The sequence below is a fragment of the Levilactobacillus paucivorans genome, assembly GCF_001437125.1.
Classification (GTDB): Bacteria; Bacillota; Bacilli; order Lactobacillales; family Lactobacillaceae; genus Levilactobacillus; species Levilactobacillus paucivorans.
In genome coordinates this window covers 1-24,133 of sequence record NZ_JQCA01000014.1, presented here as the reverse complement: position 1 = coordinate 24,133, position 24,133 = coordinate 1, and the positions used below count along the sequence as shown (strand labels likewise).

The 24,133-nt window shown below is 49.9% G+C and carries 17 protein-coding genes, 1 tRNA gene and 3 pseudogenes; 2 read left to right on the top strand and 19 right to left on the bottom strand.

The window, feature by feature from the left end:
• Positions 1–56: 56 nt before the first annotated feature.
• Positions 57–674 (bottom strand): annotated as a pseudogene (locus IV54_RS00775) (MATE family efflux transporter); the annotation flags it as partial.
• A 572-nt stretch (positions 675–1,246) separates the two neighbouring features.
• Between IV54_RS00775 and IV54_RS00770 the strand changes: the two are divergent.
• The gene (locus IV54_RS00770) at positions 1,247–2,209 is read left to right on the top strand and encodes a hypothetical protein (RefSeq protein WP_057877499.1); all 963 of its coding nucleotides are present in this window, start codon (positions 1,247–1,249) and stop codon (positions 2,207–2,209) included.
• A 100-nt stretch (positions 2,210–2,309) separates the two neighbouring features.
• Here IV54_RS00770 and IV54_RS12215 read toward each other — a convergent pair whose 3' ends face one another.
• The 11 genes and pseudogenes from IV54_RS12215 to IV54_RS00710 form a co-directional block, all read right to left on the bottom strand.
• On the bottom strand, positions 2,310–2,606 hold the full coding sequence (locus tag IV54_RS12215; RefSeq protein WP_057877498.1) for a hypothetical protein: 297 nt from the start codon (positions 2,604–2,606) through the stop codon (positions 2,310–2,312).
• A gap of 51 nt (positions 2,607–2,657) precedes the next feature.
• Positions 2,658–3,359 (bottom strand): helveticin J family class III bacteriocin, encoded by a 702-nt coding sequence (locus tag IV54_RS00760; protein WP_057877497.1) that lies wholly within the window; start codon positions 3,357–3,359, stop codon positions 2,658–2,660.
• Between the two features lie 437 nt (positions 3,360–3,796).
• A pseudogene (locus IV54_RS00750) lies at positions 3,797–4,288 on the bottom strand (GH25 family lysozyme); the annotation flags it as partial.
• A gap of 10 nt (positions 4,289–4,298) precedes the next feature.
• The gene (locus tag IV54_RS00745; RefSeq protein WP_157054318.1) at positions 4,299–4,592 is read right to left on the bottom strand and encodes a glycoside hydrolase family 25 domain-containing protein; all 294 of its coding nucleotides are present in this window, start codon (positions 4,590–4,592) and stop codon (positions 4,299–4,301) included.
• Positions 4,593–4,614: 22 nt separating this feature from the next.
• Positions 4,615–4,699, bottom strand: a tRNA-Leu gene (locus IV54_RS00740).
• Between the two features lie 80 nt (positions 4,700–4,779).
• Positions 4,780–5,664: a homoserine kinase gene (gene thrB / locus IV54_RS00735; protein WP_057877493.1), complete on the bottom strand. Its 885-nt coding sequence runs from the start codon at positions 5,662–5,664 to the stop codon at positions 4,780–4,782.
• Positions 5,665–5,677: 13 nt separating this feature from the next.
• Complete coding sequence (locus IV54_RS00730; RefSeq protein ID WP_057877492.1) at positions 5,678–6,163, bottom strand: SprT family protein; 486 nt, start codon at positions 6,161–6,163, stop codon at positions 5,678–5,680.
• Positions 6,156–8,351: a Tex family protein gene (locus IV54_RS00725; protein WP_057877491.1), complete on the bottom strand. Its 2,196-nt coding sequence runs from the start codon at positions 8,349–8,351 to the stop codon at positions 6,156–6,158. The genes IV54_RS00730 and IV54_RS00725 overlap by 8 nt, the downstream gene beginning before the upstream one ends.
• A 335-nt stretch (positions 8,352–8,686) precedes the next feature.
• Entirely contained in the window at positions 8,687–9,121 is a 435-nt protein-coding gene (locus IV54_RS00720) for a hypothetical protein (protein WP_057877490.1), read from the bottom strand.
• Positions 9,122–9,145: 24 nt separating this feature from the next.
• Positions 9,146–9,976 (bottom strand): ammonia-dependent NAD(+) synthetase, encoded by an 831-nt coding sequence (nadE, locus tag IV54_RS00715; protein ID WP_057877489.1) that lies wholly within the window; start codon positions 9,974–9,976, stop codon positions 9,146–9,148.
• Positions 9,977–10,008: 32 nt separating this feature from the next.
• Positions 10,009–11,475: a nicotinate phosphoribosyltransferase gene (locus IV54_RS00710; RefSeq protein WP_057877488.1), complete on the bottom strand. Its 1,467-nt coding sequence runs from the start codon at positions 11,473–11,475 to the stop codon at positions 10,009–10,011.
• A gap of 153 nt (positions 11,476–11,628) precedes the next feature.
• Between IV54_RS00710 and IV54_RS00705 the strand changes: the two genes are divergently transcribed.
• Positions 11,629–12,363, top strand: a complete 735-nt coding sequence (locus IV54_RS00705) for a WecB/TagA/CpsF family glycosyltransferase (protein ID WP_057877487.1) — start codon at positions 11,629–11,631, stop codon at positions 12,361–12,363.
• On the opposite strand, the gene IV54_RS00700 is transcribed toward IV54_RS00705, so the two are convergent.
• From IV54_RS00700 to IV54_RS00670, 7 genes and pseudogenes are all read right to left on the bottom strand, one after another.
• Entirely contained in the window at positions 12,360–12,848 is a 489-nt protein-coding gene (locus tag IV54_RS00700) for a GNAT family N-acetyltransferase (RefSeq protein ID WP_057877486.1), read from the bottom strand. The two genes, IV54_RS00705 and IV54_RS00700, sit on opposite strands and share 4 nt — an antisense overlap.
• A 123-nt stretch (positions 12,849–12,971) precedes the next feature.
• Entirely contained in the window at positions 12,972–13,673 is a 702-nt protein-coding gene (locus IV54_RS00695) for a GntR family transcriptional regulator (protein WP_057877500.1), read from the bottom strand.
• Positions 13,674–13,709: 36 nt separating this feature from the next.
• Positions 13,710–14,852 (bottom strand): N-acetylglucosamine-6-phosphate deacetylase, encoded by a 1,143-nt coding sequence (nagA, locus tag IV54_RS00690; RefSeq protein ID WP_057877485.1) that lies wholly within the window; start codon positions 14,850–14,852, stop codon positions 13,710–13,712.
• An 84-nt stretch (positions 14,853–14,936) separates the two neighbouring features.
• Positions 14,937–15,765 (bottom strand): annotated as a pseudogene (gene proC, locus IV54_RS00685) (pyrroline-5-carboxylate reductase).
• Positions 15,766–17,715, bottom strand: coding sequence for a S9 family peptidase (locus tag IV54_RS00680; RefSeq protein WP_057877484.1), 1,950 nt, complete (start codon positions 17,713–17,715; stop codon positions 15,766–15,768).
• Positions 17,716–18,000: 285 nt separating this feature from the next.
• Positions 18,001–21,159, bottom strand: coding sequence for a leucine-rich repeat protein (locus tag IV54_RS00675; RefSeq protein ID WP_057877483.1), 3,159 nt, complete (start codon positions 21,157–21,159; stop codon positions 18,001–18,003).
• 95 nt (positions 21,160–21,254) lie between these two features.
• On the bottom strand, positions 21,255–23,768 hold the full coding sequence (locus IV54_RS00670) for a leucine-rich repeat protein (protein WP_057877482.1): 2,514 nt from the start codon (positions 23,766–23,768) through the stop codon (positions 21,255–21,257).
• Positions 23,769–24,133 lie beyond the last annotated feature (365 nt).

Here is a 24,133-nt window from a genome sequence, read left to right as displayed (position 1 = left end):
CGAGGAGATCTCCAAAGGATAGAAACTATCCTTCAACACCATTTGACAAAGAGCCACAACAGTGAAGCCACCACTTGAGAAATCACGGTTGCCCAGCCGGCACCGGCGACCCCCATGTGGAAGACTAAGATGAAGAGTAATTCAAGAACAACGTTAACAACTGTCCCGATCATTAGAAAGATCAGTGGCGTGCGGGAATCCCCTAATGCTCGAATAATATTGGACAAAAGGTTGAAAGCCATCGACGCGAAGATCCCGATAAAGATAATGCTGATAAAGATCCGCGCGTTAGCAAAGATTGACGCCGGGGTCTGCATCAGATGCAGGATTGGGTCAACGAAGACCAGCGATAGGATTGTTAAGACAATCGTCATCAACACTGAAATGACAATGCTCGCCGCAAAAGACTTGCGCACACCCTTGTAATCTCTGGCGCCATACCGCGTCGCCGTGATAATGGCCAACCCAGCGGTCAGGCCTTGAGCGAACCCAATAATTAGGAAGTTAATGGATCCGGTTGCCCCAACGGCGGCCAGCGCTTTCACGCCAAGAGTTTGTCCCACAACTACGGTATCGGAAACGTTATATAATTGCTGAAATAAATTACCAATTAAAAGTGGAATCGTAAAGAAGAAAATGAGTTTGAGGGAGTTACCCTTAGTTAAGTCGTTCATGCGCCGACCTCCTTTAGAATTTTTGCCAATCTTTTGACACAAGACAACTACTATAACGCGTTTCAAGTTATTTGTCAGTGGTTTTGTTTCATAAAATTGGTAATATATCAATGTAGAATCATATACTACGCTCATCTATGAAAGAATTGAAGAGCAATTTTCATTGGAAACGGTTACTAGGGCAAAATGTTACCTAACTGTCATGAAAGCCGCCAAATTTACGGAAATTCGGCTAGCAATCCTGAAAACAAGTGGCTCCGGTCGTTCAACAAATGGAGAACCGAACAAATCGGTTTTCCTGGCGACCCTGATTGTGCCACATTGTCGTGGGAAACACCACCTTTATGCTTGGAAGATTTTCTCTACCTGTTGGCGTCAGAAATTAATAGAGTGAAAGCAATCGTCAAGGCTTTCATGACTCCCCAATCAGCAATACCGGCGAATCTAAAAATAAAACGAACTCGTTATCTTGAGCTGGTTGGCCAACATGAAGCATATCCAACAGGCTTCCAATTGCGTTATACTGATATCATAGGAAGTTTCAGGGGAAACATTATTAGGAGGAATGTAAATTGTTTAAATTAAAAAGGAAAAGCACCCTATTACTCATGTTACTAGGTGCTGTTGTGGGAAGCTTAGGTGTTACTAATGCTTCAGCGGAAACGGCAAGAATTGTAAATACGGGGAAGCGTGTAGACAACCTAATCCACAAAGTCGATATTCGAAAACTTTCCTATTTGGGGACACTTTATGACTACTCAACCAACCCCATCACACCAGAACATCAGAACCCATTTCAAACTTATAAACTGAAAGAACCACTTAAATTAACCAATGAATCTAGACATAAGGTGATAACACTCCCCAAAGGCTCTGTTGTGTCTGGTCTTAGTGATGGTCACGGCAACCTCATTGGAGTTAATAATCCTTCGTTAAGCATCAAAAATCAGAAAAAGGTCTTCAAAACCTTAGGGAATTGGAACCAAAGTTATCTCGTGTCAAAGAACAACGGTGGTGCTAAACATCCCTATACTAGAAATACCGCTTTTTCTTACAACTCACTTGCTAGTTTTCCTTTTCTTTCCGTAAAATCAAATAAGCCGGCTTACAATGGCTATGTCTCATTGCCATTCATTTCTGTCTCAGCAGATAGTCAGCTTGTCTATCATACAAAGGGATCAAAGTTTAAGCCCACGAGATACGCCAAAATTAAAAAATTCAAGCGAACCCACTCAACAACAACCTACTATCTATCTAAACCTATTAGGGGTATTGCAACTAAAAAAGTTAAATCGGGTAAGTCTCACCTTTATCGAGTAACTTTCAAAATGGGACACGTTTTCCAAATGATGTTTGCCGACAATGATACTGATGGCTATAATCTCACCATCAATAATGGTAAACAAGAATTTTTCTTTTATCTTGGAGATCTCGGTTGGAAATACATCGGCTCAGTCGTTGGTTTGACAGGCGCCAATGCCGTTCCCGCTGAAGATGCTCAAATAGCTACTGATTATATTCAGGGGTTGTACTAAAAAAGAGCTACCTACTGTGAAATGCAATAGAAAAGCTAGACAGATAAGTCTAACAATTGTGGGCCACTTCACTGAGGTAACTCTTTTATTATTCAATTAATTAAATAAGTGTCTTGTCAAAATGGTAAAGTCGGTTCTTCGCCATATGTGAAACACCATTTTTCACGTCATGATAGGTAACGCTCAAGTAGATGTCACCACCGATAATCTGGATGTTTTCAGCTTCAACACCAGTATCCTTAATACCCTTAAGCGTTAATCCATCCACGAACTGTGACCATTTGCGATTATAGAGACGAGTAGGCTTCCCGCTATCTTTTACACCAACTTTAAACTTCCAGATCCCTTTGGCACCAGGTGTTTTCTTTGGATCACCAATACCATTTTCACAAACCACATACGCAGACCCCGCACTGGTTAAAGCCAGTCCTTGTAACGAGCGATGACTTCACTTGTCATCCTTGGATGTGGAAAGATCGAACAAGTCAGCCTTCGTATAGTCCCTGAAATCACTTACGAGACCATAGTTGGTACCCTTAATGGTAACTTCGGGATTGGCCTTATTAAACAGTGCATCAAGATCATCAAGATCATAAAGGGCCATGCGGCTCTTAGTAGCAGGATCTAAAACCCACACTGCAATCTTTTTTTCATAATAGTCAATTGCAAATTCAACACGATCAGGTGTACCAAGACTCGTTCCACCAACGTTTTGAAGAGAACCAATTCGCTTCAACTGATCATAATGAACAGCAGGATTATTATTGCCAAATTCCGAAACCGGAACTCGGGTGAGCTGTGTCGCATAGTTGTTCTTCGTTGTAGCAGTCTTCTTAGTCGCAACAATTAGATAAGTTTGGCCATTCCGATGATAAACTTGTAGTGAGCCAGAATGCCCAACAGGATGCGTTTTATCAAAACTACCGGCAATCTTATAATTAGAAACTGGTGTAATATGATTTTCTGTAGCTTCCGCGCTAGATACATCATAATTATACTTAACAAGCCATAATTCAGTATTGTGGTTATGCTGAAAGACACCATAACCAACACCTGGATCATCCTTGTCAATCACAAAACTTTGTAAAGCATTTTCAGGAGTAAGATCAGAAGTTCCAAAATCAGATAGCAAATTAGGAGTAACAGACATAATAAAACCCTCCGAATAAATTTATTTGCCATCAGCGCTGATAACAATATTAAGTATATTCGGGTTAGAGCCTCGGCACGTGTGAATTTTGTGCTTTTAAAACTATAACAGGCCGAGCAAAGCGCCCGACCTGTTTTCTAACTATCCTTATCCACTTTAAACAACGTTTTAAGTTCCTCATCATGACGAGCAATCTTAATGTCATGTTCATGTAGCTTGTCGTCTATGGCTCGATGTTTCCGATCTTCATTCTCTCTATTCACATGTACTTCGTGTGTTAGGGACTTGACAGCGTTGCTGAGATCCCGATTCTGCTCGTTCATGGGTTTTATCACAATGATACGGAATAAATAGAACACTCCCCCACACACTGTGCCAATAATCCCCAACAAACTCGCCCAATCTTCAACACTTAGACCGAGAAAGCGCAAGATTGATCACCTCTTCATGTACTTTACTTGATTGACATCCGACGTAATGTACATGTCACGACTGATCATGAGGCTGTGAGCTGCCTTGTCTGCAGGGATGCACACTAGCGAGCTACCTTTAGCTAACGTCTCGCCAGCTGTCCCAGTGAGTGTTGGATCAGTGTAAACAGGCACTGAATTAGCTGTAATGGTGTACAGACCACTCTCTTGTAAGAACTTACCCACATCGGCTTCAACGGCCGTATTGGGGATGTTATCGGTTACCGTACTGCCGCTCTTAACTGGCTCTTTAATGCCGCTTAGAGCGCCTGTAAAGTCATATGAGAAGTCTGTATGAAGTCCATGCCCATTGTCCGTGTATTGCCATGCTGCAGCCCCATCGACGCCTGGCCGGTCAGTGTCGTATGCTGCTACCCAGATTGGGGTGTTATTGTACAGTGAGTCCTTATTGATGCGGCCACTGGTGAACCAACTACCAGACGCATACACAATGAGGCTGGTGTACCCCTTACTTCAAAAATAAATTAACGTCGTGTGTGACGTGCTTCTGCAGGGCCTTTGGGTCTTCAACGTCAACCACGCAGACCGTAGTTTTATCAAAGCCTAGCGCAAGTAATTTCTTGTAGAACCACTTGGCCTCATTTACGGGATCATTGTCACCGTATAGTTGTGAGTTTCCCAGAAAGTAGTGGTCGGCGGCTTCAACCTTTGCCCCAGCAGTTTCGTGAGAAATACTCTTGCCTAAGGTCGTTAACGGCGAAAAAAAAAGGTCATGATGACCACCGCTTTCGCGGGTCATCATGACCTCTTACACTGTTTCGTTATGCGCCCAAGAAGATTCGAACTTCCACCGGGTTTACCCCGACAAGATCCTTAATCTTGCGCGTCTGCCAATTCCGCCATGGGCGCATTAACTCACAAGAAATAGTATAACAAATGATCCGGGTGCTGACAATATTTTTTGCAAGTTAATTCAAAAAAATCCGAGCTTATGCATCTGTGAGGACGGTTGCCCCGGCTGGATCAAGCTCTAGGATCCGCAAACTGCCGGGCAAATCGGCCGTTGCTAGCTTGTTTCGCAGCAACGTTAACTGTGGCGAAGTTCCGAAGGTCACAACGGTTGGACCAGCCCCACTGAGGTAAGTTCCCGTGATTCCTTGCTCGTGAGCCGCTGTCCGAATCAACTTAAGTTCAGGCACCAGCTGGGAACGGGCCTGTTCGTGGAACTCATCGCGTTCAATCATCCGCGTAGCCAACTCCCAGTTTTTCTCCAACAATGCCGCTACTAATACGTTAGCGACACTGCTGGCATGAACCGCCGTCTTCAATTCGACGCGCTTTGGCAAAGCCTCGCGACTCTTCCGTGACAACAACTGTTGCCCTGGAATGAAGACCAGCACGCGCATGTCGTCCGGTAAAGGCAACTGAATGGCATCGGCGTGGTCATCGTTGACCGTCGCCACGGCTGCCTGGCCTAATAAGGCTGGGGCCACGTTATCCAACGTTCCCCAAAGCTTAACCGCCCAGTTCAATTGTTCCGAAATGCTCAGATCTAGCTCGCCCAGTTCATTAGCGATCTTGATTCCCGCCACGATAGCGCTGGTGGAACTACCTAGCCCGCGTGAAACCGGAATATCTGACATCACGGTCAGTTGATGGGGATGAATCTTGGGGGCGACCTTGAGGGCCGTTTGAACCATCAAATTATTTTCATCCCGGGGAATCGTCGTGCCTAAGGCGTGGTTAACCCGCCACTTATCCGTTTCTTCTTCAATAATCACTGTTAAATAGAGATGTAATGCGGCACCGATTGAATCGATTCCGGGTCCTAAGTTTGCCGAAGTCGCTGGTACCCGAATAATTGTTTTGCCCATCTTCACTAACCTCCTAATTTGCCTGTGGCCGGGTGACCGCCATCACGGTCCGCTGCCACTTTAAACGTCCCCGACAACGCCCGCAAACGAGTTTGTTCACGTTGAGCCGCCGAGCCCGATAATACTGATAATGACACCGCGTGCATTCGTAGAGCTGCCAGCGTCGCGGCTTAGGAGCCGCCGTCTGAGGAGCCGGTGCATAGCGCAAGCCCCCTACCTGCTTCAGGAGGGCTTTGAATGCCGCCGTGCGATGCTGGCCACTCTGACCAGCTAGATGCAGGTGGTAGTGGCACAACTCGTGCTTGATAATCCCCACCAATGTCGCCTGTCCGTGTTCACTAAGCATTCGCGGATTAATCTCGATACTGTGATCGGTCAGTTGATACCGGCCACCCGTGGTGCGCAACCGATAGTTGAACCACGCGCGATGCGTGAAGGGTTTTCCAAATGACGCCAGAGAAATCTGCTCCACCAACCGCTGTAAGTCTTGGTCAGTCATGTTGCTCGCCACGCATCGTGAGTTGAATCCGTTGGCGTTGTTCGTCCACGGTCAACACCCATACGGTCACCACATCCCCAATCGTGACAACGGTGCTGGGGTCACTGACAAAGTGATCCGCCAGTTGCGAGATGTGCACCAGACCGTCCTGTTTAACGCCAATATCTACAAACGCCCCGAAGTCCACCACGTTGCGGACCGTGCCCTGGAGTTCCATCCCTGGTTTCAAATCGGCCATGGTGAGCACATCCTGCCGCAATAATGGGGCCGGCATGGTGTCCCGTAAGTCTCGACCCGGTTTACTGAGACCATCAATAATATCCGTGAGCGTCGTGGCCCCAATGTCGAGTCGCTGGGCCCACTGCTGGGTGTTGATCTGGGCCAACTGTTGTTGCAGCTTCGGCGTCCCGATCGCCGTAACCGGCGTGGCCAGTCCTTGTAACAACTTCTCCGCCGCCGAATAACTCTCGGGGTGAATGTCAGTGTTATCCAGTGGCTGAGTGCCGGCAATGATTCGTAGGAACCCCACGGCCTGTTGATAGGCCTTAGGTCCCAGTCGTGGCACTTGTTTCAGCTCCTGGCGACTCGCAAAGGCTCCGTGATCGTTACGGTAACCCACAATATTCTTAGCCATCGTCGCCGTCAGCCCTGAAATATGGGTTAGGAGCTCCGCACTGGCAGTGTTCACGTTGACCCCTACCTGGTTGACCGCCGTCTCGACCACGCGGTCTAGCTGGCTATCTAGGGCCTTCTCAGGCACGTCATGTTGGTACTGGCCAACGCCCACGGCCTTGGGGTCAATCTTAATCAGTTCAGCCAGGGGATCCTGTAACCGCCGACCAATACTGATGGCGGAACGTTCCTCGACGTGTAGGTCCGGGAACTCGCCCCGAGCCGCTGCACTGGCCGAATAGACCGACGCCCCGGCTTCATTGACCAGGACATAGTAAATCGGCTGATCTAGCGTCTTCAAAATGTCACTCACGAATTCTTCGGACTCCCGACTGGCCGTTCCGTTCCCAATCGCAATCATTTCCACGTGGTACGTCGTCAAAAGCTTTTTGAAGGCTGGCCCCGCGGCCGCCCGTTTCTGTTGACTGGCGGGCTTGTGAGGGTAAATCACCTGTGTGGTTAGGAAGCGCCCATTGGCATCCATGATCGCCAACTTACACCCGGTTCGGTAGGCGGGATCAAAGCCCAGCACAACTTTCCCCTTTAAGGGAGCCTGCATCAGCAGGTGGTAGAGGTTATTCCCAAAGACCTGAATGGCATGATTATCGGCCGTTTCCGTCAATTTCCGCCGTAATTCCCGTTCAATCGCGGGTCCCAGGAACCGTTTGTAGGCATCCTCAAACGCCGCGTTAACGCGGGCAACGGCGGGACCGTGATGCTGGCCGACGAGACGGAAATGCCCGTATTGCAAGATCGACGCCGGATCGACACTGATGCCGACCGACAGGACTTTCTCCCGGTCACCCCGGTTAATCGCCAACACGCGATACGGGGGAATCTGGTTCAACCGTTGCTGAAAGTCATAATAGGTCGCGTAAACCTGCTGTTCGTCGCGGTCGTCGGATCCGCGGCGGCGCTTACTGGTGAGTTCACCGTGTTGCCACGTGAACTTTCGAATCCACTCCCGAAAGGCAGCCTGTTCACTGAAGGCCTCCGCTAAAATCTCGTGGACCCCAGCCCAAACGGCGGCCACATCGGGCAACTCTTGATCGCGCTTCACATAGGTCTTAGCACGTGCGTCAAGGTTACCCGTGGGAAAGGTCAGTAACCATTGGGCCAAGGGCTTCAGACCATGTTGAATGGCCACCGTCGCCTTGGTTTGCCGTTTCTTCTTGTAAGGCAGGTAGAGGTCCTCCACCTGCTGAAGGGTCGTCGCCTGAGTCAGTGCTTGCTTTAATTTTGGCGTCAATGCTTGCTGTTCAGCAACAATGCCCAAGACATCCGCCCGCCGCTTGTTCAGTTTAGCTAGCCGAGTAGCTTCGTCCTCGATATCTCGAATCGCCACTTCATCCAGCGATCCCGTCCGTTCCTTTCGATACCGGGCAATGAAAGGAACCGTATTCCCCTCATCCATCAGCGTGAGCACGGCGCGGATCTGGTCGACGCGGTACTGCCCAAGTTGTCGATGAACCGACGGGGCTAAATCAACCAATTTTTCTTCTCTTTCAGTTGCCATGCAAACCCTCCATCACTTCTTAATTGCCTCTCAGGGCCTGAAACTTTTGTCTCAATTTGCGCTCCGAACATTTATAGTCGAAACGTACGACGAAGGGCAGTCAACTCCACTTAACCCCGATAGATAAACAATTCAAGACCGGGATTGTTCGTCTATCGACGTTAATGCTCATTGACTAACCGCCTTTTGTCACACTCTCACTTCACATACTCGTATTATACCATCTTAGCGGGAGTGGGTCGCCCAATTCTATGTTCGCGTGACTCAAATTAAGTCGGATCACAAAACGGGGTCGGAACAACCGTCCCTTCCCCGTTAGCCTTTAACTTTTAACCTTACATTGGACTCGTCATGATGCGTTGTGTGGCGGCCGTGACTTTCTCCATGGCGTTCTCCTGCGTCTTCTCTGACGCATCAAAAGCAGCCTGATCGACCGTCTGATGTTCAACGTCAAGGCTATCGGTCATGGCTTGGCAGGCATCCGTATAGGTCCGGTAAGCGGCCACTAATGACTTGTGCTTACCAAGAATCCGAACCGGCACACTGGCCTGTTGGAGTTGGTTCAGCTTGGCCTCATAGGCATCGGTTCCCCGTTGGAAATTGTCGGCAATCTTCTGTAGGTCGACCTGTGAGAGCTCGCCCACTGTTTGATTGTCCAGGGCGTGACGTACGGTTTCAAAGTCGCCGTTCATGGCTTCGCCGCCATCTTCCGTTTCCTGGAGGACTTGACTTAAAACGCGAATATAACTGTTCATATTATTCTTTTGCATGGCTATCCATCCTTTGTCTGTGACCTACTTCTGCCAGAACGTATCGTACACGTTGACTGGTAAATGCCGCTTGTGCGCGGTCTTTTGATACCATTGTTCAATTCTTTCGGCGGCAGTCTCACTCACCGGCTTGCCTTCCAGGTAATCGTCAATGTCCTGGTAGCGAACGCCTAGCGCGTCCTCATCGGGCAAGGCTGGCCGGTCATCTTCCAGATCTGCTGTTGGCACCTTCTTGTAGAGGTGTTCTGGCGTCCCCAGAAAGGCTAACATCGCCGCACCCTGGCGCTTATCTAGCCGCCAGATTGGGCAAATATCGGTCGCACCATCACCATACTTGGTGTAGAACCCCGTCACAGCTTCGGCCGCATGGTCGGTCCCCACGACAGCTCCGGAACGGGCCCCCGCAATGGCATACTGCGCAATCATCCGTTGCCGCGCCTTGATGTTCCCCTTGTTAAAATCACTGATGGGACCCCCATTGGCTTCCACCGCCGCCACAATGGCATCGGTAGCCGGTTGAATGTTTACGCGCTGGACCTCGTCGGCTCCCATGAAGTCAATGGCCATCATGGCATCGTCCTCATCGGCCTGTTCGCCATAAGGTAACCGCACCGCAATGAAACGATAGGCCTCATCGCCGGTCTCCTGGCGAAGTTCGGTGACAGCTCGTTCACACAACAGCCCGGTTAACGTTGAATCCTGACCCCCAGAGATTCCAAGCACCAGCGTCTTCATGAAGTCATAACGCTTGAGATAATCCTTGAGGAAATCCACGCTTCGCCGAATCTCCGTTTCCGGATCAATCGTTGGTTGAACCTTCAACGCTTCAATAATGGTTTTCTGCATTGCTCGCATATTTCCATCCCCCTAAATTCTAAACGCCTAACCTATTCTGGCATCTTCTGAACATACTGATGAATCTCTTTGATGAGCGCCATCTTGTGGTCCCAACAATCCTGTGACAAGTCCACTGGATACTTCTGTGGATTCAAGTCACGCTTGTACTCTGGCCAGAGGTTGGCCAAAGCCCCACGACAACGATCCCGAATGGCCGACAACGCTGGTAATTTGTAAACCAACTCGCCGTCCTCAAAAATTGATTGCAGGATTGGCCGTGCGTTGAAATCATTCACGGTTTTATTGATATACGTGAAACTTGGGTGGAACATGAAGATACTCTCTTCACGTCGGGGATCCTCATCGGCCAAGGTCACATAATCCCCCTCGGTCTTGCCATCCGCCTTCTTGGTGATCCGCCAAACCTGTTTCTTACCTGGCGTCGTCACCTTCTCGGCATTGTTGGATAGCTTAATGGTTCCCTTCATCTCGCCGTGGTCATCAGCGATTGAGACCATCTTGTAGACGGCCCCCAAGGCTGGTTGGTCAAAGGCGGTGATCAGCTTGGTCCCGATACCCCAGACGTCAATCTTGGCATCTTGCATCTTCAAACTCTGGATGGTCTTCTCATCCAGGTCGTTGGACGCATAAATTTTAGCATTCGGGAAACCAGCTTCATCCAGCTTTTGGCGAACCCGTTTGGACAGATAAGCCATATCTCCAGAATCGATCCGGACCCCTTGGAAATTGATCCGATCGCCCATCTCTTTGGCAACGGCGATGGCGTTCGGTACCCCACTGCGCAGCGTGTCGTAGGTATCCACTAGAAAGACACAGTCGTTATGGGTCTGCGCGTAAGCCATGAAGGCATCGTGATCATTGCCGTAGGCCTGAACCAAGGCATGCGCGTGAGTCCCGCTGATCGGAATACCGAAGAGCTTCCCGGCACGAACGTTAGATGTGGCGTCAAAGCCACCGATGTAGGCGGCCCGGGTGCCCCAGATTGCGGCGTCAAATTCTTGCGCCCGTCGCGTTCCGAATTCCATCAGGGCGTCATCCCCAGCGACGGAACGAATCCGCGCCGCCTTCGTGGCAATCAGCGTTTGGTAGTTGACGATGTTTAAGATCGCCGTCTCAACCAACTGGCAATCGGCCAATGGTCCCTCGACCTGTAAGATTGGTTCGTGGGCGTAAATTAATTCGCCTTCCACGGCCGAACGAATCGACCCGCGGAACTTAAAGTTCGCCAAATAATCCAAAAATTCTTCCGGATATTCTTCAGCTTCTCGTAAATAATCAATATCGGTTTGGGAAAAATGTAAATTTTGGATATAATGAACGATGTGCTCCAAACCAGCAAACACCGCATACCCATTATGGAATGGCATGTCGCGGAAAAAGACTTCAAAGACCGCGTGTTTGTCGGCAATTCCCTGTTGATAATACGTCTGAATCATATTGATCTGATAGGCATCCGTGTGCAGTGTATAACTGTCGTCGGGATACAAATTCGTCATAATGAGTTTCTCCCTTAGCTGGTTTTGAGCTGGCTTGATTTCATTTTCAATTCTAATAGACTTATTTTAGCATGAAACCCATGGAGCGTCATACTTTTTAACATGGTCACCGGTGCTTAATTAGTCCGGATGACAATCCTGAAAGGAGTCCCTATGCAACCTTCATTCTCTACGGTTACCGTTCTTGGCATTCCCTTCGTCAAGACCACGGCCGACCGCCTGCTGGCCACGTTACAGGCTCGAATCGTGGCTGAACAAAATACCTTCGTCGTCACCGCTAATCCTGAAATTGTGATGTACGCGCACGAACACCCCGAGTATCAACGGTTAATTCGCAACGCGGACTACATTACCCCCGATGGCGTGGGGATCCTAGACGGAGCCAAAATCTTAAATCAACCGTTACCGGAACGGATTACCGGCTTCGATACGATGCACGCCCTCCTCGAGTGGGCCGGCCGCGAACACCGCTCAGCCTACTTCGTGGGCGCTAAACCCGAAGTGGTCGCCACGCTGAAGCGGACGCTGCCACGCGACTTCCCTGGACTCGTCATTGCTGGTATTCACGATGGCTATTTTGACGATGACACTGCCATCGTTGCCGATATCCAGGCCACACAGCCTGACATGGTCTTCGCGGCTCTCGGCTTCCCTAAACAAGAAAACTTTGTCGCCCAACATCGGCATACGACTAAGGGGCTGTGGATGGGCGTTGGCGGTAGCTTCGATGTCCTCGCTGGCGCCGTCGACCGGGCACCCAAGTTCTGGCAGGAACACCATTTGGAATGGGCCTACCGAACCTTTAAAGAACCCAAGCGGCTCAAGCGGATTGCCATCATCCCCCGCTACCTCCATTTGGTTCGCCAACAGGCAAAACAACAACACTAATGGTGGCGTACCCGTTCCATTTCAATCACTGAAAGTTCACCTTGAGACTCTATCCGTAACTGGGCAGAGTCTTTTTGTTTGAACCCAAAGCGGCGGTAGGACGTCTGCGCTACCCGATTAGCCGCGAGGACTTCCAAATAAATCTGATCGGTCGTCGCAGCTAGATCTGTGAGGGCCGCTGCCATAAGTTGTTGCCCAACACCTTGATGCTGCACGCTGGGGAGAACGTAAATCGAATAGATCTCGCCCCACCCCGACCGCTCAGCCTTTCTGGCTGGACCCGCGGCACAAATACCCACTACCTTGGCGCCCTGAAAGGCCAACCAAGTCTGCTGCCACCCACGTTCCGGATGCCAATTATCAACCGACAGTTGGTCCAAGAATTTTGTAGACAGCATGCCCTCATAGGCAGAACGCCAGACCGTCAGATAAAGTTCGGCCACTTCATGAAAGTTGTCGTCACGCCGCGCTCGTCGAATAAACATCAGCCTGCCCTCTTTCTAAAAAAATGGAGCCGTGACAAATGTCATAGCTCCATTTTTCATTTTCAAATTTACTTTTTGAAACGTGTGATTAAAGGCAGTCGACTCCGCTTTTGAGCACACTTTTTACTTTTCCAAATAAAACTCGAAACGTTCCCCAACATACTGGGTCCGCACGTATTCGAATGGCGTGCCATCCTGTAAACAGGTCACCTGACGAAGCCGCAAGATTGCGTCGCCCCGCTTGATGTTCAGGTATTCTGAAATCCGCTCGGAAGCCGACATGGCGGAAACCGTCTGTTGGGCCTTACCGGGATTCAGGCCTTTCTTATCTTCGAGGGCGCGATACAGAGAACTCGTGACTTCTTTCTTACTGAGGCCATCGACCAGTCGTTCTGGGACGGTTGCCACTTCAAAACAAATTGGCACATCGTCCCCGTAACGAATCCGTTCCATCCGTAACACGAGGTCCTCTTCGCTGAGCTTTAACTTTTCAGCTTCACTCAGTGAGGGACTCATAACGTGATAGGAAATGGTCTTACTGGAAGGCTGCTTGCCCTGAGCCAGCATCAAGTCGGTAAAACTTGTGACCCCAGACATTTTTTCTTGGACCTTCTGGTTGGCCACGTAGGTTCCAGACCCCACCTGACGTTCGAGGATTCCCTCGTCGACCAGGGTTTGAATGGCTTGGCGTAAGGTCATCCGACTCACATCAAACTCACGCGACAACTCCCGTTCTGACGGAATTCGGTCGCCAACCGCCCACTTTCCAGCTTCAATCGCGCGCTTAATGTCATTATGAATTTGAATATAAATCGGTGAACTCACAGCACCCAACGTCCCTTCTAAAAATCCAACTTTAAGTTATTTGTTCTTTTGACTAAATTCTCGGCCCAAGCTGTACGTTGTTTCCAACTGGAAGCCCGGCGTCATTACGTTAAGATCCGCGTCACGACCGGGTTCAAGCTTGCCCTTCTGGGTTAACTGAAATTCTTCGGCCTGGTTAACCGAGCTCATCTGAACGGCTTCATTGACGCCGCAACCCGTAAACAACATCACGTTGCGGAAAGCTTCATCGTAACGCAAGACGGAGCCCGCCAAATTACCACTCTCGAGCCGGGCTTGCCGGTCCTTCACGATAACCTTCTGACCGCCAAGCTCACTGACACCCTCGGGCATTCCCTTGGCGCGCATCGAATCCGTCACCAATTCCAAGCGGTGCGGCCCCTTCTGCTCGTAAGCCAGCTTGATCATGTCGGGCACAATATGGAACCCGTCACAGATCAATTCACAGTAGAGATTATCCTCTAACATAGCGTGTCCGGTCACACCGGGTTCGCGGTGCTTGAGGCCCCGTTGCGCATTGTACAGGTGGGTCACATGAGTGGCCCGACTGTTTAAAAGTTGCGCTCTAGTGGCGTTCGAGTGCCCCACGGAAGGCACGATACCATTGGCTAAACAATAGGTTTCAAATTTAGCGGCACCGGCATCTTCTGGAGCATAGGTGATCAGCTTGACCCGACCACCAGACAGCGTATTCCAGCGGTCCAACAGGGCCACGTCGGGATCCTTGATGTAGGCTTCCGGCTGGGCACCCTTGTAAATGGCCGCGATGAATGGGCCTTCCAAGTGAACCCCCTGAATCACGGGGTTGCGCTCGGCAGCCGCCGCAATGCCCGACATGGCGTGGTCAATCGCTTCATTCGACTGCGTCATGGTCGTGGGAAAAATCGTGGTAATCCCTTCATAGACCATTTGATTAACCATTTGATCTATTTGGTCGGGGTCACCATCCATACTATCATATCCATAGCCCCCGTGACTATGCACGTCAATAAATCCTGGCACAATCGTGCGGCCAGTGACCACGTGAACCTCATCGGCTGGTTGGGGCCGAAAGTCTGCCACAGGTCCAACCGCTTCAATCTGGCGGTCAAACCGCACGTATCCGTCGGCAATAATGCTATCCCCGGTGTAAATCTTCGCGTGTTTTAAGACAATACTCATGAGTCTCCTCCTAATCAATACTGACAATCTCAACATCATTATTGTAATCGGTATAGACCAAAAAAGCAACTCACGCGGTCTCAGTTAAGCCGGACCCCCGGCATCGCGTTTGATCGTGGCGTCAATTCCCTTGACCACAGCGGTCATCAAGCCCGCCTCTTCCATGGCTAACAGACCCGCTACGGTGCTGCCACCGGGCGAGGAGACTTGATCGATTAGTTCAAAGGGAATCTTGTCGCTGCTAAGTACCATCTTGGCAGAACCTAAGGTGGCCTGCGCGGCAATCTGGGTGGCTTGGGCCTTGGTCAACCCGTGCTTAACGCCGGCTCGACTCAGGCTATCGATGAAGAAGTCAATGTAGGCTGGTGAACTCCCCGCCAAAGCACTGAAGACGCCAAATTGGTCTTCGGCCAGTTCAGTCGTATCGCCAATGGTGTCGAAGACCCGCAGTGCTGCGGATAGGTCGTCCCCGGTCAAGGCCGCGTTGGCAGCAACCGCCGTCATCCCGGCGCCTACCTCAACGTTGACGTTTGGCAGTGTCCGTAACGTTGACGTTTGGCAGTGTCCGTAACGTTGGGATTGAGTCGCCAACGAGGTCAGCGATATCACTGAGTGAGAGTCCCGCCACAATTGAGATCAATACCTTGTTCGTTCCGGCTAAGTCGCCCTTAATTTCCTTTAGTACGGCTGGGGCCACGTTCGGGGTGACCGCCAAGACCACGAGATCACTGGTCTGAACCACCTTTTGATTGCTGAGCGCGGCTACGAGGCCATGTTCCTGCGCATAAGGCTGGTAACTCTCCTGGCGATGGCTGTGGACCACGATCTCCGTGGGCGCAAACGTCTGGGCCTGTAGTAAGCCGCCAATAATAGCCCGGGCCATCCCGCCAACACCGATAAATCCAATCTTCATCTAAATTTCCTCCTGTGGTAGGTGGTCCTTAAACCACCGATTTAGTTGTTTTAATCGTTCAATTCTTAAATTTGGTAATCCTGATCGGGACAGCTCGTGAGTCGATTCTGGGAAGAGAACTAACTGAGTCTCCACCCCAGCCTCCTTTAAACCCACGTAGAAGGCCATCCCTTGCGTTGTTGGACTGTGTCGGTCTGATTCACCATGTAGAATTAAGATCGGCGTAGACGCGTCCTTAACGTGGGCTAATGGTGACAATTCCCAAAGGGCCGCCACATCCGTCATGTCCAGGGCCATTTCCCATTTGGTGAAAAAGTACCCCATGTCACTTGTGCCGTAGAAACTCACCCAATCCGAAATCGACCGCTGAGTCACGGCCGCCGCAAAGCGTGTCGTGTGGGTCTCAATCCAATTGGTCATGAAGCCTCCATACGAGCCCCCGGTCACACAGAGCTGCTGCGGATCAATGGTCGTGTCGAGTTTCAATGCGGCGTCGGTTCCGGCCATCAGATCGGCAAAGTCGCCCTCGCCGTAATGCCCAATCACTGCCGCCGAGAAGTCCTGACCGTAACCGGTACTGCCCCGCGGATCAATGGCAATCACGCCGTAACCCTGGCCAACCAGGTACTGGAATTCATGATAGAAGCTATAGCCGTAGTTCACCTCAGGACCACCGTGAATATAGAGGATCGCGGGGTGCTGGGCGCGCGGGATGACCGGTGGAAAATACCAGCCGGACACCGGAAAATCTGCCGTCTGAAAGGTAAAAGGTTGTCCGGTCACGAGCGCGTGGGTTGCCTCGTACTGCGCGTTGGGGTTCACCAACTCGCGTTCCGTCATCGTTGTCAGGTCGAGGGCCTTCAACCGGCTAACACTGGTCATGGTCGTCTCGGTAAAAACAATCGTACGGTCATCAACGACGGAAAAGTCTGTGATACCCCGGTTGCCGTCAAGCAATGGCGTCACGCGTTCTCCCGTTGCCGTCTGCCGGATCAGAGACACCCGTCCGGCCACATTTTCCAAGGTTAAGAGGGTCGCTGGATCCAGCCAGGCCATCGATTGACCCGACTGGCCGTACTGGCTGTCATTGGTCAGCTTGTCCCCGACCTCAACGTCGCGGGGGGCGGTGACATCTGTCAGGTCGCCAGTGGTCAGATCGACCACCCAAGCGTGGGCTTGGGCCACATCCATGATGTGATTGTCCAGCCCCCACATGGCCACGTGCGTCCCGTCCGGACTCAGGACAGCACTGTCAAAGATGCCTTGAGCCTCGTCAGCATTCAGTAACCGGTCGGCATTGCCATCGAAGCTATGCCAGTACACGCCCACACTGAAGTCCTGGTCATCGTCCGGCAATCGTTTGCGACCATAGACCAAGCCCTGGGCGTTAGCCGCCATGACCTGAAAGTCACTCGACTGTTCCAGAACGACCGACTGATCCCCAGTCTCACAATCATAACGCAGGCACTGGTAGGTCAGGCCCTGTGGCAGAATACCCACCCCATCTTCTTGATACCACAAGCGGGTCACCACGTGGGGCTGTGGGAATTTGGTTGATTCCGGTTCACCCACGACTGTTTGAAAGTAGAGAACGTGCCCGTCTGCGGCCCAGACAGGGTTGTCGATGTCGCGGTCCCCCTTGGTCAATTGCGCAGGAGCTCCCCCGGTCAAATCAACTCGAAAGAGCTGGGTATGATCGCCAACCTGGCCGGTAAAGGCCAGGTAACGGCGGTCAGGACTCAACGTCAGCTGAGAAACAGTCACGCCTTCCGGACTCCAACGCCGCCGATCATCCCCAGCGGCCAGACTGACACTAAAAATACTGGACTGGTTACGATTCTGTTGCTGGTCTAGGTGACTCTCTAGGTAGTAGACCCGTTGACCATCACTCACCGGTTGAGCCAGTGAGCGCAAGGCAAACAGGTCTTCTGGCTTCACGACTTCTGACATCATAAGACCCCCACTTTCCCCGTTAGGATACGAAATGGTCTGGCGCAATTATTAAGTCGACTTTAGCGAAATTCCCCACAATTGTCAATTCTTCCTACCGGTTGCGCACTTACCCCGATCAATCCGAGCCGGGGGTTTCATGGTGTCCGTGTTGTGAAAGGTGCGGACGATGTCCGCGCGATGCAGGACTCTGGCTTGAAAATGGAAACGGTTTTTCATCCCCGCCGAGAGCATAGAAAAGGCTCGCAACAGTTACCCGTCACGAGCCTTAGACCTGATATTCAATTAATTTTTGCGACGACGATCGGCCAGACCTAACCAGCTCAATAGGCTGAGGCCCAGTAGTCCCAACCACTGCCATGGCGATTGTTGTTCGCCGGTCTGTGGAAGCGTCGTGGTTGTCTGTTGCTTAGCACTCTGAGTCGACTTTGGCGTCGCTTCAGTTGGTGCGGTCGTCAGTAAACGACTGTTGCTATTTTCCGCCAATTGACCAGCAACGGTTAAGCCCGCATGATACTGACTAGCTGCCGTGCCCTTAGGCGCCGATTTGCTAGACTTCGTTGTCTTCTTAACCGTTTGTGCTGGTTTGGAAGGTTTCGTCGCTGGTTTACTAGGCTTGACTGGTTTAGTCGGCGTCGTGGGATCAACGGGTTTGTTCGGATCATCTGGATCCACCGGGGTTTCCGGCGTAGTTGGGTCCGTCTTCTCTGGAACCAAGATCAGTTCAAGATCTTGTGTCCCATAATTTCCTTCACTCTGATCACCAGTATCACTCGAAGTCAGGACCAGTGATAACGTCCCAGAACTTTGACCAACCGGTAACGTGTCATTAGCCGCATCATACTTGAGGACTTCTCCACTCTGCGTGGTAAAGGTTAAGTTTCCAAGGGGCAGATTTTGTAAGCCTAATTTTTCCATGATAGCCGCTCGAACTGCCAGTGCCGTGTTTCCTGTCGTCTTAACCGTCACGTCCTTAAGGCTCTTCTGCGCCGCAAAGGCATCCCCAGGGTCTTGAGGTCCATTAGGATCGTCAGGATCCACCGGCGTGCCAGAGAACGAAGCGATATTTCCCGTTGCATTGATCAGTTGTAAGTCGTTTCCGACAAACGCATGGTTTCCTAAATTAGCCACTTGATTGCCAAACTCAACGGCACCCAGATCGTTATCTTCAAACGCCGAAGTCCCGATATCAGTGACTGAATCAGGCAAAGCGAGAGCTCCGGTCAAGGCATTGCCCTTAAATGCTCCGTCACCGATGGTTTTTACGCTATTCCCTAGAATCAGCGTGCTCAGTTGGTTGGTCTTAGGTGTCCCGATAAAGGCATTAGAACCAATCGTTGTCACTGAATCAGGGATGCTTAATTCACCAGCTAACTGATTGCCATCAAAAGCTGAATTCCCAATAGTTGTTAATTTGGAACCAGCGGTAGTTCCCAGATTCAAATCTTTCAAGCCATTATTGGCAAACGCACTGTCACCAATTGAAAGTGCGTTAACTGTATCAGGAATTGTCAAAGTTGTTAACTTATTACCAGCAAACGCCGACTCTCCAATATTATCCAGAATCGACCCATCATCGGAAGTCTCAAAAATCAGTTCGTCCAATTGATTATCTGCAAATGCACTATCACCAATTGATTTGACAGTATTCGGGATCGTCAATTTTCCATCTAGTATGTCACCGGAAAATGCTGTGTCACCAATTGAGAAAGTGTTTTTCCCAATAGTCAGATTACTTAGGTTTTTGTTATTAGCAAAGGCACTCGTTCCAATGGTGAATTCAGACTTCTCATCCACAGGCTTAACCTGATCTGGTATAACAACACTTGTTAAGTTGTCGCCATCAAAGGCAGACTCACCAATCGTAATGAGATGCGTGCCGAATGTCACCGTGCTCAGAACTTTATTATCTGCAAAAGCTCTCTTACCGATTGTTGTGACTGTATCTGGTATATCTACTTCTGCTAGGTTGTCGCTGTCAAAAGCAGATTCACCAATTGTAGTGAGTTGAGAAAGCTGAGGAGCAAGTATCACCTTGTTCAGAACACTATTTCCTGCAAAAGCTCGCTTCCCAATTGTTGTGACTGTATTTGGTATATCAACCTCTGTTAGGTTATCACCATCAAAGGCAGATTCACCAATCGTTGTAAGCTGAGAACTAAGCGTTACCTTGTTCAAAGCACTATTCCCGGCAAAGGCCCTCTTCCCGATGGTTGTGACACTATCCGGTATATCAACTTCTGCTAGGTTATCGCCATCAAAGGCAGATTCACCAATTGTTATAAGCTGAGAACTAAGCGTTGCTTTGTTCAGAGCACTATTTCCAGCAAAGGCTCTCTTTCCGATTGTTGTGACACTATCTGGTATGTCTACTTCTGCTAAGTTGTCGCCATCAAAGGCAGATTCACCAATTGTGCTGAGCTGAGAAAGCTTAGTACCTAACGTCACCGTGCTCAGGCTACTATTCTTTGCAAAGGCACTAATACCAATTGATTTGACTGTATCCGGTATATCGACTGCAGTCAGATTATCACCAGCAAAGGCAGATTCACCAATTGTGGTAACTTTGGATCCAAAAGTCACAACCTTCAAGTTATTATTATTCGCAAACGCATGGTCATCAATTTGGGTCAAGCTTTCAGGAAGGTCAACAGTTTTTATGTCATTCCCAGCAAATGCATTGGATCCAATTTCCCACATACTAGTAGTCTCAAACTTTACCGACTGCAGTTGAACCTTACTATCACCGTCAGCATAATCAAAAGCATTTGCACCAATATTCTGAACCGTCAATCCATCCACTTGATCGGGGATTGTAACATCTGGATTGGTTCCAACATACTTCGTGATTTCAACACCCCAAGGAACTTCAACATATTCAAAGTTGCCATCCTTGGAAGTAACTGGCGTATCATCCGCCAAAACTGCCATCCGTGCCGCCGGACGGGCTGCATCCAAACCAGAATACAACATGTCCGAACGACTCAAGACCTTCAGATCATTGACCTGGTACCTCTGAACTGGCGGTGTCACCACTGAATTTTTTAAGGGATCAGCTGGCGCGTCAGCTGGATCAGCCGTCGAACCGGCAGGCTGGGCTACTGAATTTTCTGGTTGGGCTGCTGGTTCTTTTTTCTGGCCTGCTAGGCTAGAGGCCGGTGCCGCCTGAGATTCGCCAGGAGCAGTGCTACTTGACGGTGAAGCTTTCTCCCCCGCTTCACTAGTGGCACTGCTAGGCGTCTTCGACTCCATTCCTGACGTAGCACTCGAAGGGGCCGCCGCGTTGTCACTGGTATTTTCATTAGTCGCACTGGTTGGTGTCGCAGCCTGTGCCGTGGTTCCCACAGCCAGTCCTGCACCCAAGGCCATGGCAGTTACCCCCATGACTAGCCACTGTTTCTTGGCCTTATACATTTTGTAATGCTGCTTCGTTCCATTTGGCATTATTTTTACCGTCTCTTTCATCCATTAAAAATTCGATTCATTCAAGCTAAACGGACCTGGGGTGATCCCAGGCCCGTTTAGTGTTTATTTATGTTTTAATCTTGACGTCTGCGACGCAGGCCCCAGGTTCCTAAGAGTCCTAACATCGCTCCCAGCCAGGCAACGATACTTTCACGTTCCCCCGTTTGTGGCAACGTGGTGTTGGTTGTCTGCAACTTAGCCTTCTTGGTCTTAGTGGCCGTCGTAGCCTGTTGAGAAGTCCGCGTCTTTTGTTGGGCCTGGCTCGTCTCCATTTGACGAGTGACAGGGCCTGAGTATCTCGACACCTTAAATGTCATCGACATTGGTGTCGCGTATTCCCAAGAAGAATCTCCCGTGAAGTGGGCATGATGATTTGCCATTTCAGTGGGGCCGACCGCCCAAGGCTGAATCTTTACGGCCATTGGAATTGGCGCCACGATTTCATGTGGAATATTGTCAGTCGGATCGACCGGCGTTACTGGCGTCACTGGATCCGTTGGCGTAGATGGATCGGTACTTGGATCCGTGGATGGGTCTGTTGAAGGATCAGTCGTTGGATCTGTAGTGGGGTCCGTTGTTGGATCCATGGATGGATTCGTTGTTGGGTCCGTTGAAGGATCGGTACTAGGATCGTGATCCGGTGGTGTCAGGTCTGGAATTCGATTGAGTTCCAGTAACAACTCATCAACCCCATAGCGCCCGGTGTCCGTACTGGTAGAAGACAGGCTCAAATCAACTTCGTCTTCATAGGCCACCTCGACGGGCAAAACTAACGTATCACTGTATTCGTCATACGTTATTCTTTCGCCATTCAAAGCAAATTGTAAATCTGCCAATTTGGAAACTGGCAGGCCGAGACGCTTGGCAATCGCAGCCTTTACGCCAGATGCATTCAATCCTTGAATCGTCACGGAAACCCCCGTCAATGCCTTTTGGTGCGCATAGGCATAGTCACCTGAGGTCCCAATGTCTTTGGTGACTTGAATATCCTGCAAGTTATTATAGGCAAAGGCTTCCTCGCCCAAACTTTCGAGTGGGTTATCAATAATTAATCCGGTAAGTGCATTGGCATAAAAATCCTGATCCCCAATGTTAACAATCGTCTTCGGAATAACTAACGTGCCCTGCAGAGAGTTGTGTGCGAAGACACTTTTCCCCAAGGAAATCGTCTGGTCGTTCCAATCAATCCCTGTGAGTTGGTTGTAGTTAAAGGCACTGTCCCCAATCGACGTCAGATTAGCTGGCATTTCCAGCGTCCCAGCCAACTGATTCTTGGTAAAGGTTGACGTGCCAATCGTGGTGACGTTGGGACCGAGGTCCACACCCGTCAACTGGTTGTTGGCAAAGGCACTATCCCCAATGTTTTCGACGGAATCTGGTAATTTAAGAATTCCACTAAATTTGTTGTTCTCAAAGACACCGTTGTTAATCTTGGTGATCGCTGAGTTAAAGGTTACACCCGTCAAGTGATTATTGGCGAACGACCCAGCCCCTAATTCCGTTAACGCGGTCGGTAAAACCACGTTACCCGCGATAAGGTTGGTGTTGAACGCATCCGTCCCAATTGTCTGAAGATTATCATCCAGTGAAATTCCGGTCAATTTGTTCTTTTGAAAGGCAGCGTCACCTAAGTTAATCAGCGTAGTAGGTAAGGTCAGGTTTCCGCCAATTTGATTATTGGCAAACGCACTGGTCCCAATTCGCTGTAGCTTGTCACCTAAGGTTAGTTGCGTGATGGCATTCTGATTAAAAGCGCGGTCCCCAATCCCGGTGGTGGTATCTGGAATCACAACCTTCGTCAACTTGTTATCCGCAAAGGCATCCTCGTCAATCTGTTCGACGCGGTTCAGTTCAACCGTCGTCAACTGATTATCCTCAAAGGCCCCAGCCTTAATGGACCAGGTACTGTTTGGTAACGTTAGTGACGTCAGGTTGTTGTGTGCAAAGGCGTGCGCCCCCACCCACTTAATGTTAGCTCCCAAAGTAACGGAAGTCAGGGCCTTCACAATACCCAAATGATTGTCTCTTCCAGCAACATTGTTAAAGGCATTCGCCGCAATCCCAGTGACAGCCTTCCCCATATAAGTATCGGGAATGGTAATTGCCGTGGCGTAACCATCTTGAGGGGCGGAACCATCGGCCTGTTGCTGGGCTTCACCCGTGTAACCAGTCACGATGTAGGTACCATCCTTGTCCTGGCTGTAACTGAAATTGGACTTCGTTTCAACGGGCTTGACTGGTTTGGTTTCCCCAGCTGTCTGTTTTGGCGTGGTGACTGGCGTTGTTGCCCCGTCAGTTCCACACGTTTCGTCCGTCCCTAATTTTGAACCTGCTGGATCATCATCGGTGTTCGTGTCCGATTGCGTTTCAGTCTTCGAACCAGCCGACTCTTCGTCAGGATCGGTTTTCTCTTCTGTTGTCATTTTAGTTGACGTCACTTGCTGACTAACTGGCGTCGCCGCATAAGCCGCTTGAGTGGACACCAAAAAACCTGCACTGAGGCCGACGACCATCGTGACGCTAGCATAGAGCCATTTGCATGGCACTTGCGTCAATTTTACTGTTCGCTTCTGTCTGTGCTTTAACATGATGGCGGCCGTCCTTTCGTTCAGTAAGTTTACTTGATTATCTGTGAGTTCGGAAATCCCATCAGCAGTGGTGCCTCAGGAAATCCCGATTTATTATTTTATAAATTATTCGATTCTGGTCCTCATGATTATCCTAACACTTCACCTATCATTTTCCAGTGATCCACAAACGCCGACGGGGCGAACCATTTCACCTATAATGTACCCAACCGTATTGTGTGATCATTTGCCTCTTCGAGTGATCGCTAACTGTAAGCTTTCATTTGACAGCCAACTTCAAAGAAAATGGCAAATGCCACATTTTTTTTGAAAACCTCAATTGTCAAATCAAGTGCAACACTAAGAATCTATTCTTAGAAGTGGTC

Bases quoted from the DNA above. Each gene is read 5' to 3' on its own strand.
- nadE (WP_057877489.1), bottom strand. From the start codon at position 9,976: ATGCGAGCAATGCAGAAAACCATTATTGAAGCGTTGAAGGTTCAACCA.
- nagA (WP_057877485.1), bottom strand. From the start codon at position 14,852: ATGAGTATTGTCTTAAAACACGCGAAGATTTACACCGGGGATAGCATT.
- IV54_RS00705 (WP_057877487.1), top strand. From the start codon at position 11,629: ATGCAACCTTCATTCTCTACGGTTACCGTTCTTGGCATTCCCTTCGTC.
- IV54_RS00700 (WP_057877486.1), bottom strand. From the start codon at position 12,848: ATGTTTATTCGACGAGCGCGGCGTGACGACAACTTTCATGAAGTGGCC.
- IV54_RS00745 (WP_157054318.1), bottom strand. From the start codon at position 4,592: ATGATGACCCGCGAAAGCGGTGGTCATCATGACCTTTTTTTTTCGCCG.
- IV54_RS00710 (WP_057877488.1), bottom strand. From the start codon at position 11,475: ATGACGAATTTGTATCCCGACGACAGTTATACACTGCACACGGATGCC.
- IV54_RS00730 (WP_057877492.1), bottom strand. From the start codon at position 6,163: ATGACTGACCAAGACTTACAGCGGTTGGTGGAGCAGATTTCTCTGGCG.
- IV54_RS00720 (WP_057877490.1), bottom strand. From the start codon at position 9,121: ATGCAAAAGAATAATATGAACAGTTATATTCGCGTTTTAAGTCAAGTC.
- IV54_RS00680 (WP_057877484.1), bottom strand. From the start codon at position 17,715: ATGTCAGAAGTCGTGAAGCCAGAAGACCTGTTTGCCTTGCGCTCACTG.
- IV54_RS00760 (WP_057877497.1), bottom strand. From the start codon at position 3,359: ATGTCTGTTACTCCTAATTTGCTATCTGATTTTGGAACTTCTGATCTT.
- IV54_RS00675 (WP_057877483.1), bottom strand. From the start codon at position 21,159: ATGCCAAATGGAACGAAGCAGCATTACAAAATGTATAAGGCCAAGAAA.
- IV54_RS00670 (WP_057877482.1), bottom strand. From the start codon at position 23,768: ATGTTAAAGCACAGACAGAAGCGAACAGTAAAATTGACGCAAGTGCCA.
- IV54_RS00725 (WP_057877491.1), bottom strand. From the start codon at position 8,351: ATGGCAACTGAAAGAGAAGAAAAATTGGTTGATTTAGCCCCGTCGGTT.
- thrB (WP_057877493.1), bottom strand. From the start codon at position 5,664: ATGGGCAAAACAATTATTCGGGTACCAGCGACTTCGGCAAACTTAGGA.